Origin of the sequence: Micromonospora sp. NPDC047793 (assembly GCF_040642635.1) — a bacterium.
In the GTDB taxonomy this organism is placed as follows: Bacteria; Actinomycetota; Actinomycetes; order Mycobacteriales; family Micromonosporaceae; genus Micromonospora.
Window position 1 is genome coordinate 563,111 of the sequence record NZ_JBEYSG010000002.1, and the last position, 13,520, is coordinate 576,630.

General features: G+C 71.1%; 13 protein-coding genes. 9 read left to right on the top strand and 4 right to left on the bottom strand.

Going from position 1 to position 13,520, the window contains the following annotated elements:
• Window positions 1-117 precede the first annotated feature (117 nt).
• Entirely contained in the window at window positions 118-1,275 is a 1,158-nt protein-coding gene (gene galK / locus ABZ738_RS06980; RefSeq protein WP_357211639.1) for a galactokinase, read from the bottom strand.
• A complete protein-coding gene (gene galE / locus ABZ738_RS06985) occupies window positions 1,272-2,255 on the bottom strand; it encodes a UDP-glucose 4-epimerase GalE (RefSeq protein ID WP_131051666.1) in 984 nt (327 codons plus the stop codon). The genes galK and galE overlap by 4 nt, the downstream gene beginning before the upstream one ends.
• Before the next feature lie 116 nt (window positions 2,256-2,371).
• Between galE and ABZ738_RS06990 the strand changes: the two genes are divergently transcribed.
• Genes ABZ738_RS06990 through ABZ738_RS07010 form a run of 5 tightly spaced genes read left to right on the top strand, consistent with a single transcriptional unit; the run spans window position 2,372 to window position 6,448 of the window.
• Window positions 2,372-3,373, top strand: coding sequence for a hemolysin family protein (locus tag ABZ738_RS06990; protein ID WP_176092526.1), 1,002 nt, complete (start codon window positions 2,372-2,374; stop codon window positions 3,371-3,373).
• A 33-nt stretch (window positions 3,374-3,406) separates the two neighbouring features.
• Window positions 3,407-4,432: a tryptophan--tRNA ligase gene (gene trpS, locus ABZ738_RS06995; protein ID WP_176092527.1), complete on the top strand. Its 1,026-nt coding sequence runs from the start codon at window positions 3,407-3,409 to the stop codon at window positions 4,430-4,432.
• 49 nt (window positions 4,433-4,481) lie between these two features.
• Window positions 4,482-5,027 carry a 2'-5' RNA ligase family protein gene (locus ABZ738_RS07000; protein ID WP_236145582.1) on the top strand — a complete coding sequence of 182 codons (546 nt, stop codon included), beginning with the start codon at window positions 4,482-4,484 and terminating at the stop codon, window positions 5,025-5,027.
• Window positions 5,028-5,030: 3 nt separating this feature from the next.
• A complete protein-coding gene (locus ABZ738_RS07005) occupies window positions 5,031-5,954 on the top strand; it encodes a YhjD/YihY/BrkB family envelope integrity protein (protein WP_131051662.1) in 924 nt (307 codons plus the stop codon).
• 56 nt (window positions 5,955-6,010) lie between these two features.
• Window positions 6,011-6,448, top strand: a complete 438-nt coding sequence (locus tag ABZ738_RS07010; protein WP_357211643.1) for a hypothetical protein — start codon at window positions 6,011-6,013, stop codon at window positions 6,446-6,448.
• Window positions 6,449-6,577: 129 nt separating this feature from the next.
• Here the strand turns inward: ABZ738_RS07010 and ABZ738_RS07015 are convergent, their stop codons facing one another.
• On the bottom strand, window positions 6,578-8,209 hold the full coding sequence (locus ABZ738_RS07015; protein ID WP_357211645.1) for a glycoside hydrolase family 13 protein: 1,632 nt from the start codon (window positions 8,207-8,209) through the stop codon (window positions 6,578-6,580).
• A 205-nt stretch (window positions 8,210-8,414) separates the two neighbouring features.
• Complete coding sequence (locus ABZ738_RS07020) at window positions 8,415-9,497, bottom strand: LacI family DNA-binding transcriptional regulator (RefSeq protein WP_236145581.1); 1,083 nt, start codon at window positions 9,495-9,497, stop codon at window positions 8,415-8,417.
• Window positions 9,498-9,823: 326 nt separating this feature from the next.
• Here ABZ738_RS07020 and ABZ738_RS07025 point away from each other — a divergent pair, with 326 nt between their 5' ends.
• The 4 genes from ABZ738_RS07025 to ABZ738_RS07040 all read left to right on the top strand — a co-directional run bounded on the left by ABZ738_RS07025 (window position 9,824) and on the right by ABZ738_RS07040 (window position 13,512).
• The gene (locus ABZ738_RS07025; RefSeq protein ID WP_357211647.1) at window positions 9,824-11,128 is read left to right on the top strand and encodes an extracellular solute-binding protein; all 1,305 of its coding nucleotides are present in this window, start codon (window positions 9,824-9,826) and stop codon (window positions 11,126-11,128) included.
• Window positions 11,129-11,228: 100 nt separating this feature from the next.
• Entirely contained in the window at window positions 11,229-12,248 is a 1,020-nt protein-coding gene (locus ABZ738_RS07030) for a sugar ABC transporter permease (protein ID WP_131051657.1), read from the top strand.
• Window positions 12,248-13,120, top strand: a complete 873-nt coding sequence (locus ABZ738_RS07035; RefSeq protein ID WP_357211650.1) for a sugar ABC transporter permease — start codon at window positions 12,248-12,250, stop codon at window positions 13,118-13,120. The genes ABZ738_RS07030 and ABZ738_RS07035 overlap by 1 nt, the downstream gene beginning before the upstream one ends.
• Window positions 13,121-13,170: 50 nt before the next feature.
• A complete protein-coding gene (locus ABZ738_RS07040) occupies window positions 13,171-13,512 on the top strand; it encodes a hypothetical protein (protein WP_131051655.1) in 342 nt (113 codons plus the stop codon).
• Window positions 13,513-13,520: the final 8 nt, after the last annotated feature.

Genomic DNA, 13,520 nt, shown 5'->3' on the forward strand with positions numbered 1-13,520 from the left:
CGAGTAGGCGGTGTGTGCGGTGGCGGGCGAGCTGATCCGTCCACGCCATCAGCTCGACAGGCGGTGGGTGAGGACACCCCGGGCGTGCGAGAAGCGAGGACATCTCGTCGGTGTGGGTCAGGCGAGGCGGGTCGCGCCTGCGGCCGGGAGCGCGGTGAACCGGGTGGGGGTGGCGTAGCCACGGGCGGCGTAGGCCGCCGCGACGGCGTCGCCCACCGCATCGGCCCGGTCCGCCTCGACCAGGGCCAGGACGCAGCCGCCGAAACCGCCGCCGGTCATCCGCGCGCCGAGTGCACCGGCGGCGAGCGCCGTGTCGACGGCGGTGTCGACCTCCGCGACGGTGATGGCGAAGTCGTCGCGCATGGAGGCGTGCGAGGCGGTGAGCAGCGGACCGATGCGCCGGATCTCCACGGCGTGTAGCAGGGCGACGCTGTCGCGTACCCGCTGGTTCTCGGTGACGACGTGCCGGGTCCGGCGGCGGGTCTCGTCGTCGGGCAGTCGGGCCAGCGCGTCGTCGAGGGCGTCGGCGGGTACGTCCCGCAGGGCCGGCACACCGAGCAGGTGCGCGGCCTTCTCGCAGGTGGCGCGGCGGGACGCGTACTCGCCGTCGGCGTGCCGGTGCGGGGCACGGCTGTCGATCACCAGGATCGCCAGGCCGTCGTGGTCCAGGTCGAACGGGACATGGTCCACCTGCTCGGTGCGGCAGTCGAGGAAGAGGGCGTGCCCGGCCCGGCAGCGGATCGCGGCCGACTGGTCCATGATGCCGGTGGGCGCGCCGACGTAGTGGTTCTCGGCGCGCTGCGCCAACCTCGGCTGGAGCGTGGCGGGCAGGTCCAGCCCGCCGAGATCGACCAGCGCGGTGAGCACGGCGGCCTCCAGTGCGGCCGAGGAGGACAGGCCGGCGCCGAGCGGCACGTCGGAGGCGACGGCCAACCGGGCGCCGGGCACCGGGTGGCCGGCTTCGCGCAGCGCCCACACCACCCCGGCCACGTACGCGGCCCAGCCGGTGACCCGGCCGGGGGCGGCCACCTCGTCGGCGCCGAAGTCGACCGTCTCGCCGGTCAGTTCGGACCAGACCGTCCAGTCCTCGGTGGGCCGGGGCGCTGCGGCGACGACGGTGCGCAGCGGTAGCGCGAACGGCAGCACGAAGCCGTCGTTGTAGTCGGTGTGCTCGCCGATCAGGTTGACCCGGCCGGGAGCCGCCCAGCGGCCGGCGGGTGGTGCGGCGTACGCCTGCCGGAAGCCGGCCTCGGCGCGGGCGGCGACGTCGGTCACGGCCGACCCGACACGTGCGCGCGGTAGAAGGTCCAGGCGTCGGAGACCATGTCGTGCAGGGTGGGCTTGCGCGGCTCCCAGCCCAGCTCGGCGCGGGCCAGCGCGGAGGAGGCGACCAGTTCGGCCGGGTCGCCCTCGCGGCGCGGTGCCACCTCCACCGGCACGGGGTGGCCGGTGACCTCGCGGACCACCTCGACGACCTGCCGGTTGGTGAACCCGTTGCCGTTGCCGAGGTTGTAGATGCGGTGTCGTCCCGGGGTCGCCGCGTCGAGGGCGAGCAGGTGGGCGCGGGCCAGGTCGGCGACGTGGATGTAGTCGCGGACGCAGGTGCCGTCGGCGGTGGGGTAGTCGTCGCCGAAGAGTTGCAGCTTCTCCCGCCGGTCGGCGGCCACCTCCAGCGCGATGGGAATGAGGTGGGTCTCCGGGTCGTGCCGCTCGCCGAGGGCGGTGTCGCCGTCGAGGTACGCCCCGGCGACGTTGAAGTAGCGCAGCGAGACGGCGGCCAGGCCGTGCCCGGTCGCCTCGGAGGTGAGCGCCATGTCGACGGCGAGCTTGGTCGCGCCGTACGTGTTGGTCGGGGCCTTGACGGCGGTCTCCGGGATGGGCAGCTCGGTCGGGTTGCCGTAGACGGCGGCGGTGGAGGAGAAGACCATCCGGGGTACGCCCGCGGCGCGGACGGCGTCGATCAGCGCCAGTGACCCGACGGTGTTGGTGTGCCAGTACTTCTCCGGGGCGGTCATCGACTCGCCGGCGGCGATCAGGGCGGCGAAGTGCAGCACGCCGTCGAATCCCGCCTGCGGGGTGAGCACCCGGGCCGCGTCGTGGATGCCGGCCTCGACGTGGGTGGCGTCGGGCGCGAGCGCCTCCCGGTGGCCGGTGCACAGGTCGTCCAGGACCACCACGTCGTGCCCGGCGTCGAGCAGCATCCGGGTCACCACGCTCCCGATGAAGCCGGCGCCGCCGGTGACGAGCAGTTTCACGTCGTTCTCCTCCTACCTGGACCTGTAGTGGTCACCCTACAACTCCACCACGACCGACCATTTCTGAACAGAGTCGAACACCACCGTGCCGCCTTCCGCTGACTACCATCACTGTCATGCGGGCAGCGCGTCGGCGCGGACCCAGGCGACGGGGCGCACAGCGGTCCCGCCGCCAGCCCGGGCCGGTGGCCAGAGCCGTCGCCCGGGTGGTGGTGCGGGCCGCCGACGGCACCCTGCGACTCGTCACCGACCTGCTCGGCGCCGGGTCGGCCGCCGGTCGGGAACGCATCAGCGAGGCCGAGCTGCGCGACCTGGTCGCCGCGAACACCGTGCTCGACCCGGTCGGTCGTCGCATCATCGACGAGGTGCTGGTGGCCGGTGCCAGCCTGGTCCGCGAGGTGATGATGCCCCGCACCGAGGTGGTGTTCCTCTCCGCGGCGCTGACCGTCGCCGAGGCCGCACCCCTGGTCCGCGCCGGTACGCACACCCGCTATCCGGTGGTCGACGGCACCCACGACGACGTGGTCGGTGTGGTGCACCTGCGCGACGTGCTGCTGCGTCCGGACCGCGACCCGGGCACCACCGTCGGCGAGCTGGCCCGGGAGATCAAGCGGCTGCCGGCCAGCAAGCGGGTGCTCGCCGCGTTGACCGAGATGCGGCGGGAGGGGCACCACCTGGCCGTGGTGATCGACGAGTACGGCGGCACCGCCGGCATCGTCACCTGTGAGGACCTGGTCGAGGAGCTGGTCGGCGAGATCCACGACGAGTACGCCGACTCGCCCGAACCGGCTCTCGCCGGGCTGCCCACGGTGGTCGACGGACGGCTCAACCTGACCGACTTCGCCGAGCGCACCGGCGTGCACCTGCCGCACGGGCCCTACGAGACGGTGGGCGGCTTCGTGATGGCGGCGCTGGGTCGGTTGCCCGCAGCGGGCGACGAAATCCCGGTGCCCGGGGCGGGCGACGATCCCGCCGCGTCCGGCGGCTGGCTGCTGCGGGTGCTCACCCTGGAGGGACGCCGGGTGGCCCGGCTCGCGGTCACCGTCGCCCGCCTGCCCGAACAGCGTCGCGATCCGGGCGGCGTCGCCGAGCGGGCGCGACCTGCCGGCCCGTCATGACGGACGCAGGGTGTTGCTGACAGAATCGGCGGCATGTCCGACGTTCCCGCCCGCCCGCGCGTCTTCTCCGGCATCCAGCCGACGGCCGACTCGTTCCACCTCGGCAACTACCTGGGCGCGGTCCGGCACTGGGTGGCGTTGCAGGAGTCGCACGACGCCTTCTACTGCGTGGTCGACCAGCACGCGATCACGGCGGGACACGAACCGAAGGTGTTGCTCCAGCGGTCGCGGACGGCCGCCGCGCAGCTGCTCGCCGTCGGGCTGGACCCGGAACGCTGCACCCTGTTCGTGCAGTCGCAGGTGCCCGAGCACGCGCAGCTTGCCTGGGTGCTGGGCTGCATCACCGGTTTCGGCGAGGCGAGCCGGATGACCCAGTTCAAGGACAAGTCGCAGAAGCAGGGCAACGAGCGCGCCAGCGTCGGGCTGTTCACGTACCCGATCCTGCAGGCCGCGGACATCCTGCTCTACCAGGCCCACGCCGTGCCGGTCGGCGAGGACCAGCGGCAGCACCTGGAGCTCTCCCGGGACCTGGCGCAGCGGTTCAACTCGCTGTTCGGCAAGACCTTCACGGTGCCCGCGCCGCACATCGTGAAGGAGACCGCCAAGATCACCGACCTGCAGGACCCGACGGCCAAGATGTCGAAGTCGTCGTCCTCCCCGGGCGGCATCGTGGACCTGCTGGAGGACCCGGCCCGCTCGGCCAAGAAGATCCGCTCGGCGGTCACCGACACCGGTCGGGACATCATCTTCGACGCCGAGACCAAGCCGGGCGTCTCCAACCTGCTCACCATCTTCTCCGCGTTGAGCGGGCGCGGCATCGACGACCTGGTCGCCGCGTACGCCGGCAAGGGCTACGGCGACCTCAAGAAGGACCTCGGCGAGGTGGTGCGGGAGTTCGTCACGCCGATCCAGCAGCGCACCCGCGCGTACCTCGACGACCCGGCCCAGCTCGACAAGCTCCTCGCGGGCGGTGCGGAGAAGGCCCGGGCGGTGGCGGCGCCCACGCTGCGCACCGCGTACGAGCGGGTGGGTTTCTTCCCGCCGGTACGCGGCGAGTAGTCGCCCGCGCGAGGGCGAGCAGTCGGTGGCCGGAGAGGTGACGCGGAGCGTGGATCAGGGCAGCGGTGTCCCGTCGACCGACGACATCGTCCAGATCGGCATCGCCGTCGACATCCCCGAGCCGTGGGGCGGCGAGCTGACCCGGCGCCGACTGGCCTCCGGCGACCCGAACACGGTCCCGGCACACGTCACCCTGCTCGGGCCGACCGAGATCCCGGTGTCCGCGCTGGCCGCGGTGGAGGGGCACCTCGACCGGGTCGCCGCCGAGCACCTGCCGTACACCCTGCACCTGCGCGGCACCGGCACCTTCCGGCCGGTGACGCAGGTGGTCTTCGTGACGGTGGCGGCCGGCATCAGCGAGTGCGAACTGCTCGCCGCCGCCATCAACGCGGCCCCTCAACTTCGCCGTGAGCTGCGCTTTCCCTACCATCCACACGTGACGGTGGCGCAGGACGTCGCGCCGGAGGCCCTCGACCGGGCGTACGAGGACCTCGCCGACTTCTCCGCGATGTTCGAGGTGGAGGGCTTCACCCTGTTCTCGCACAGCGGGCAGACGCGGTGGCAGCCCCGCCGGTACTTCCGGCTGGGCGGCTGACCGGTGAACCTGCTGGGACGGGTCGAGGCGGGCGTCGACCGTGGCCTGCGGAGCGCCCGGCACCGCTCCCCGGCCTTCGGGCACCTGTGGCGGGCCGGGGTGCGCTACACCGACCTGCACGGCGGGCGGTTGGCCGCCGCGATCGCCTACTACGGCTTCTTCGCGGTCTTCGCCCTCGCCCTGGTGTCGTACGCGGCCTTCGGCGCGATCCTGGACGAGAACGACGAGCTGCGCGCGGGGGCGGAGGAGTTCCTCCGGGAGAACCTGCCGTTCCTCGATCCGGCGCAGGTGGCCGAGAGCAGTGGCACCGTCGGCGTGGTGGGCCTGCTGATCCTGATCCTGACCGGGATCGGCTGGGTGGAGGCGATCCGGTCCTCGCAGCGGCTGATCCACGGCCTGGACCAGCACCCCGGCAACCTGGTCGTCCGCCGGTTGGTCGACCTCGGCGTACTCCTCGTGGTCTTCGTGCTGCTCGGCGTCTCGGTGGCGGCGGTCGACGCGTTGGAGACGCTGCTGCGGTTCCTGCTGCGCAGCACCGGCTCCGTCGGGCTGACCACGGTCAGCGCGGTGCTCAGCGTGGTGGTGAACGCGGTGCTGGCGACGCTGCTGCTGGTGGCGGTGCCCCGGCTGCGGATGAGCCGGGCCCGGTTGCGGCCGGTGGTGCTGCTCGTCGCGGTCGGCATCACGCTGCTCAACACCGTCGGGCGGTTCTGGGTGGGGCGGGTGGAGCACAACCCGGCGTACACCGTGGTGGCCACCGCCGTGGGCCTGCTGGTCTATCTCTACCTGCTCAACCAGTTGGTGCTCTTCGGTGCCGCGCTGGCCGCGACCAGCCGACGCGGCCAGGTGGTCGACCTGGCGAGCCGTCCCCGGCCCGTCGACCTCGACGTGGAGAGCGATCCCGGCACCCCCGGCGGGGCCGGTTGACCGTGATGTGTGGGGAACCCGCCCCCACCTCGTCGGGCACCGACGATGATGGGCCCGTGGGGGCACTTGTGACGTTGGACCTGCCGAGCGACTCACCGATGCTCGACCTGCCGTGGATCATCACGTTCGGGCCGCTCGGAGACGCCGACGAGTGGGAGCCGGTGGTCTGCGGGCCGTACGAGCGGCCGCACGCGCTGGCGCTGGCCGAGGCGGTGGTGGCCGAGGAGTCGTTGATGGCGGTGGTCGAGCCGCTGGTGCCGGCGGTGAACGTGGCGCAGATCCGTGGTGAGATCGCCGCCGCGCAGCTCGCCGCCACCGACGAGACGGTCCGGGTGGACCAGGCCGACCTGTACGGCGACTACGAGGACACCGTCGACGAGGAGGAGATGGCGGCGGCCGAGCGGGGGGACACGGGCGGGCCGCTGCCGGTGCCGGACGAGGACGAACTGCGGGCCGGCTTCGCCCGCATCGCGACGCGGCTCCCCGGAGGCTGACGAACCACCCGGCACCGGTGCCCGGACGTCGTCGTCCGGGCACCGGTGCCCGCACCGCACCCCCCACCACAAGGGGTCGTCGTCCCGGTCATCCCGGCGGGGACCAGGTCGTCGGGGGTGATACCCCGGTCAGCGCCGTTCGAACCAGGCGGCCGTGTCACCCGGGAGCAGGTGGCCGCCGTCGCGTTCGGTGAGCGGCGCGCTGGCCACGAGCGGCGTGCCGTACCCGTCGATCAGCACCGGCGAGTCGCCGGTGTTCACCACGCAGGTCAGCACCACGGAGTCGACCTCCCGGTGGAACGCGAGCACGTCCGGGCCGGTCTGGCGCCAGGTGATGCCGCCGACGCCGGCCAGTGCCGGATGGGTGTGCCGGATCCGCAGCGCCGCCCGGTACAGCTCCAGGGTCGAGCCGGGCACGCCGGCCTGGGCGGCGACCGAGAGGGACTGCCAGGTCGCCGGGGCCGGTAGCCAGCTCAGCGCGCTGCCGGCCGGTCCGAAGCCGTACGGTGCCAGGTCACCGCTCCACGGGATCGGCACCCGGCAGCCGTCGCGGCTCTCGCCGGTACGCAGGAAGGCCGGGTCCTGACGCAGCTCGTCGGGCAGGTCGAGCACCTCGGGAAGCCCCAGTTCCTCGCCCTGATAGAGGTAGGCGCACCCGGGCAGGGCGAGCATCAGCAGCGCGGCGGCGCGGGCCCGGCGCAGCCCGACCTCCCCGTCGCCGTACCGGGTGACGTGCCGTTGCCGGTCGTGGTTGGAGAGCACCCAGGTGGTGGGGGCGCCGACGATGGTGGACTCGCCCAGCGCGGTGTCGATCACCTTGCGGAACGAGTCGGCCGACCAGGTGGCGTCGAGGAAGTCGAAGCTGAACGCCTGGTGCAGCTCGTCCGGGCCGATGTAGCGGGCCAGTCGCTGCGGGGTCTCCGCCCACGCCTCGGCCACGGCCATCCGGCCGCCGGGGTAGCTGTCCAGGATGGGACGCCAGGTGCGGTAGATGTCGTGCACCTCGTCCTGGTCGAAGTAGGGCAGGCGGCCCTTGCCGAGCAACTCGGACTGGCGACGGCCGGTGGTCATCGAGCTGAAGCCGACGTCCGGCAGGCCCTCCGCCTTGATCATGCCGTGGGCCACGTCGATGCGGAACCCGTCGACGCCCCGGTCCAGCCAGAACCGCAGGACGTCCTCGAACTCGGCGCGTACCTCCCGGTGGCGCCAGTTCAGGTCGGGTTGGGTCGGGTCGAACAGGTGCAGATACCACTGGCCGTCGTCGACCCGCGTCCAGGCGGGGCCGCCGAAGATGCTCTCCCAGTCGTTCGGGGGCTGCGCACCGTCTTCACCCCTGCCGTCGGCGAAGAGGTACCGCGCCCGCTCGGCCGCGCCGGGGGCGGCGGCCAGCGCGGCCTGGAACCACGGGTGCTGGTCGGAGGTGTGGTTCGGGACCAGGTCCACGATGATCCGCAGCCCGAGCGCGTGCGCGTCGGTGATCATCGCTTCGAAGTCGCCGAGGGTGCCGAACATCGGGTCGACGTCGCGGTAGTCGGCCACGTCGTAGCCGCCGTCGACCATCGGCGACGTGTAGAAGGGGGTCAGCCAGAGCGCGTCCACCCCGAGGTCACGCAGGTAGGGCAGACGTTCGCGGATGCCCTGGAGATCGCCGATGCCGTCGCCGTCGGAGTCGGCGAAGCTGCGGACGTAGACCTGGTAGACGACGGCGGATCGCCACCAGTCGGCGTCGGAGGTCAGCGGCGACGGAGTGCTGGCGGTCATCGGGTGTTCCCCGTTCTGTGGTGCGGGACGGCGGCACCCGGGCGTGGGCGAGGTGGCGCGGGTGTCTGAGAAGGATGCCGCCCCGCCTCTGCAAGAGTCAAGCATTTCTTGCGCAAGGGGGGCGGTGGATGTGCCGCTCCGAGGGCGGCAGGCGGCCGGAATCAGCCCGACCTTCACGCCAGGCGGAGGTGGCAGGTGTCCGGCGTCACGCCGGGATCGACAGCACCGGCGACGCCGGTCGCCGACCCTGGCCGCCCTGCGGGGCGCTGTCGTCCCGACGGGCCACCGCGGTCGAGCCGCGCACCACCAGCTCGGGACGGAAGAGGTACTCCGAGCGCGGGGCGGCGTGGCCGTTGATCTCGTCCACCAGGGCCCGGACCGCGGCGACCGCCATCGCGGTCACCGGCTGGCGCATGGTGGTCAGCGGCGGGTCGGTGAAGGCCATCAGCGGCGAGTCGTCGTAACCGACCACCGACAGGTCCTCCGGGACGGAGAGTCCGCGCTGCCGGGCGGCCCGGATCGCGCCGAGTGCCATCAGGTCCGAACCGCAGACGATCCCGGTGACGCCCCGCTCGATCAGGCGGCCGGCGGCGGCCTCGCCGCCCTCCACGCCGAACAGGGAGAGTTCGGTGAGCTCGCGCAGTTCGTCGTCGTCGAGCTGGACGAGGCGCGCCATCGCGGTCTTGTATCCGCTGACCTTGCGCTGCACCGGCACGAACCGGTCCGGCCCGGTGATCAGGCCGATCCGACGGTGGCCCAGGGCGCCCAGGTGCGAGACGGCCAACTCCGCCGCCTCGCGGTCGTCGCAGGAGACGAAGGGCGCCGGGATGCCGGGGGCGTATCCGTTGATCATGACGATCGGCAGCGGCCGGGCGATCAGGGTGCGGTACCGGTCGTGGTCGGCGGCGGTGTCGGCGTGCAGCCCGGAGACGAAGACGATCCCGGAGACCTGCCGGTCGAGCAGCATCTCCACGTACTCGTCCTCGCGGACACCGCCGGGGGTCTGGGTGCAGAGCACCGGGGTGAACCCGGTCGGGGCCAGCGCCGACTCGATGATCTGGGCGAAGGCGGGGAAGATCGGGTTGTCCAACTCCGGCACCACCAGGCCGACCAGCCCGGCGCTGCGCTTGCGGAGCCGGGCGGGGCGCTCGTAGCCGAGCACGTCGAGGGCGGTCAGGACGGCCTGCCGGGTCTCGGGTGCCACGCCGGGCCGGTCGTTGAGCACCCGCGACACCGTGGCCTCGCTGACGTCGGCCTGCTGGGCTATGTCGGACAGGCGAGCGCGCATGGCCGCACTGTAGCTCACCCTCAACTTCTTGCGCAGTGGTCGGCAAGAACTTGCAGAAGTGGGCAGCAGGCGGCGATTCGCTCCCACATCGGCGCTGTCGCAACGGCCTCCATCGGGACGGTGGGTGTGTTTCCGGTGTGCAGAGCGTGATCCAGTCGCCGTCTGCGGGCGGCTGGACCGTTGGGAAATGCCGGTAAAGCCGCAGTTGTGGAGTGGTCGGGTTGCGGATCCAGCGCGGTTGTTGCGGTGATGTTCGCAAGGGGTTTCGAGTTACGCAAGTTCTTGCTACTGTCCCGCCGACACCCGGCAGGAATCTAGGAGCGAACATGCGTCGCACAGCCAGGGGGATCGCCGTACTCGCCTCCGCCACCCTCGCCCTCTCCGTCGCCGCCTGCGGCGGCGGAGAGGACAACCCGGCTGATGGGCAGTCCACCGTCGACCCCGCTTCCCTCACCGCAGAACTGACCTGGTGGGACACCTCGGACCCGCAGAACGAGGGCCCCGCGTTCCAGGAGCTGATCGCCAAGTTCAACCAGACGCACCCGAACGTGAAGATCAACTATCAGTCGGTCCCGTTCGGTGAGGCGCAGAACAAGTTCAAGACCGCCGCGCAGGCCAAGAGCGGCGCTCCGGACATCCTCCGCGCCGAGGTGGCCTGGGTGCCGGAGTTCGCCTCGCTGGGCTACCTCTACGCGCTGGACGGCTCCGAGCTGCTCGCTGACTCCTCGGACTTCCTGGAGACGCCGCTGGCCTCCAACAGGTTCGACGGCAAGACGTACGGCGTCCCGCAGGTCACCGACAGCCTGGCGCTGATGTACAACAAGGAGCTGCTGAGCCAGGCCGGCGTCGACGCGCCGCCGAAGACCTGGGCGGAGCTGAAGACCGCCGCGCAGGCGGTCAAGGAGAAGACCGACGCCGAGGGCGTGTACGTCAACCCGGCCGGCTACTTCATGCTGCCGTTCATGTACGGCGAGGGTGGCGACCTGGTCGACACCGCGAGCCAGAAGATCGTCATCAACTCGGAGCAGAACGCGGCCGGACTGGCGATCGCCAAGGACCTGATCACCAGCGGTGCGGCTGCCAAGCCGTCCGCCAACGACGCCTACGGCACCATGATGACCCTCTTCAAGGAGAAGAAGGTCGCCATGATCATCAATGGCCCGTGGGAGGTCAACAACGTCACGTCGGCCCCCGGCTTCGGCGGCCTGGAGAACCTGGGCGTCGCCCCGGTGCCGGGCGGCTCGGCGCGGGCCGGTGGCCCGGTCGGCGGCCACAACTACGTGATCTGGTCCGGCATGCCGCAGGAGAAGGTGGACGCCGCCGTCGCGTTCGTGAAGTTCATGAGCTCCGCCGAGTCTCAGGCGTTCCTGTCCGAGAAGCTCGGCCTGCTGCCGACCCGCACCTCCGCGTACGCCCTCGACGCGGTGAAGAACAACCCGGTCGTGGCCGCGTTCCAGCCGGTCGTGGAGGCCGGTGTGGGCCGTCCGTGGATCCCCGAGGCCGGTCAGTTCTTCGGCCCGCTCGACCAGATGGCCACCGAGGTCCTGATCCAGAACAAGGACCCGAAGGCCGCGCTGGACACCGTGGCCCGGAAGTACAAGGCCGAGGTCGTGCCCGGCTACGGGCTCTGACCGTCCGCGCCGGCTCCGGCCGGTGACCTTTCGGCACCCGGCAGGGTCGCGCGGCCGTCGCGGTCGCGCGCCCCTGCCGGACTTCTCCTCGGGAGCGCTGATGACCACCGTGACAGCCGACCCGGCGCCGTCGTCCACGACGCCGCCCGGCCGGTCCGCTCGAACGTCCCGGCTGCGCCGCAGTTGGGACAAGCACTGGTACGCCTGGGCGATGGTGCTGCCCGTCGTGATCGTCCTGGCGGTACTGATCTTCTACCCGCTCTTCCGCGGGATCTGGCTCTCCTTCACCGACCTCACCGAGGCCAACCAGGTCGCCGAGATCTGCACCAAGTCGATCACCGGCAGCGAGGTGTGCCGGGACAACCCCAACAAGTGGGAGTTCGTCGGCCTCGACAACTACGTCCGGGTCCTCACCGGCCAGGTCGGCGACTTCTGGCAGTGGACCGGCGTCACGCTGATCTGGACGTTCGTCTGCGTGGCCTGCCACTTCGGTCTCGGCCTCGGGCTGGCCACCATGATCAACCGGCCGATGTGGGGCCGCAGCATGTACCGGGTGCTGCTGGTGCTGCCCTGGGCGGTGCCCGCCTTCGTCAGCGCCTTCGCCTGGAAGTTCATCTTCAACGAGCGCTTCGGCCTGGCCAACGCCCTGCTCTCGGCGGTCGGCATCGACCCGGTCTCCTGGTTCGCCGACCGGTGGACGGCGCTGCTGACCGCCATCGTCACCAACATCTGGCTCGGCGTGCCGTTCATGATGGTGGCCCTGCTCGGCGGGATGCAGACCATCCCGTCCGAGTTGTACGAGGCGGCCGAGATCGACGGCGCCTCGCCGTGGCAGCGGTTCGTCAACATCACCCTGCCCGGCCTGCGTCCGGTCAGCATGACCGTGGTGCTGCTCGGCACCATCTGGACCTTCAACATGTTCCCGATCATCTTTCTGGTGACCGAGGGGCAGCCGGCAGGGCAGAGCGAGATCCTGGTGACCGGTGCCTACCGGGCGGCGTTCGAGGGCATCCGCAACTACTCGCTCGCCTCCACGTACGGCGTACTGATCCTGTCGATCCTGCTGGTGTTCTCGATGTTCTACCGGCGGGCCCTGCGCAAGCAAGGCGAGGTGTGGTGATGGCGCAGGCACGCAGACCCGCGCAGGTGCGCGGACCCGGCCGCAGTCGCCGTTCGCCGCTGAAGTCGGTCCTGCTGCACGGCACGTTGATCCTGGCCTCGCTGATCGCGGTCGGCCCGATCGCCTGGGTGCTGTTGTCGTCGCTGAAGCCCGGGTACGCGATCCAGAGCAGCGAGCTGACGCTGTTCCGGGACACCACGCTGGCCAACTACAGCTACGTGCTGACCAGCACGAACTTCCCTAGGTGGTTCCTCAACTCGGTGATCGTCGCGGCGTTCACCATGAGCATCGGCATCTTCCTGTCGGCCACCACCGGCTACGCGGTGTCCCGGTTCAACTTCCCGGGTCGCCGGCCGCTGATGATGGTCTTCCTGGTCACCCAGATGTTCCCGGTGGCCATCCTGATCGTGCCGATCTACACGATCATGGCGCGGCTCGGGCTGATCAACACCATGCCCGCGTTGATCATCGCGTACCTGACCATCGCGGTGCCGTTCTGCGCCTGGATGTTGAAGGGCTACTTCGACTCCATCCCGACCTCGCTGGACGAGGCGGCGGCGCTGGACGGGTGCGGTCCGTTCGCCACCTTCTGGCGGGTGGTGCTGCCGTTGGCCCGCCCGGCGGTGGCGGTCACCGCGTTCTACACCTTCCTCACCGCGTGGGGCGAGGTGGCGTACGCGTCGGCCTTCATCCAGACCGACAACAAGTTCACCCTGGCCTACGGCCTCCAGCAGTTCGTGCCGCAGTTCAACCCGCAGTGGGAGTACCTGACGGCCGCCGCCGTCCTGGTCACCGTCCCGGCCGGGCTGGTCTTCTTCGTCGCCCAGAAGCACCTCGTCTCCGGCCTGACCGCGGGCGGCACGAAGGGCTGACCGGAAGGCCCTCTACTACAAACCGTCGTTGATAGGGCAGGATGGGTCGGGTGGAAGCACTTCGACTCATCCTCCTCTACGGCCACCTGATCGGCTTCGCGCTGCTGCTCGGCGGCGCGATCGCCCAATACCTCACCGGCAAGATCCGGATCAACGCCGCGATGCTCTGGGGCGCGGTGATCCAACTCGCCACCGGCATCGGACTCTCCGCCCCGCTGCGCGACGGCGACGAGCCGGCACCGGCGAAGCTTGTGACGAAGCTGGTGTTCGCGCTGCTGATCTTCGTAATGGTCTTCTTCTCCCGCAAGCGGGACGAGGTGAACCGTGGGCACTTCCTCGCCATCGTGGGATTGACCCTGGTCAACGCCGCTGTCGCGGTCTTCTGGCGGTGAGCGGCGAG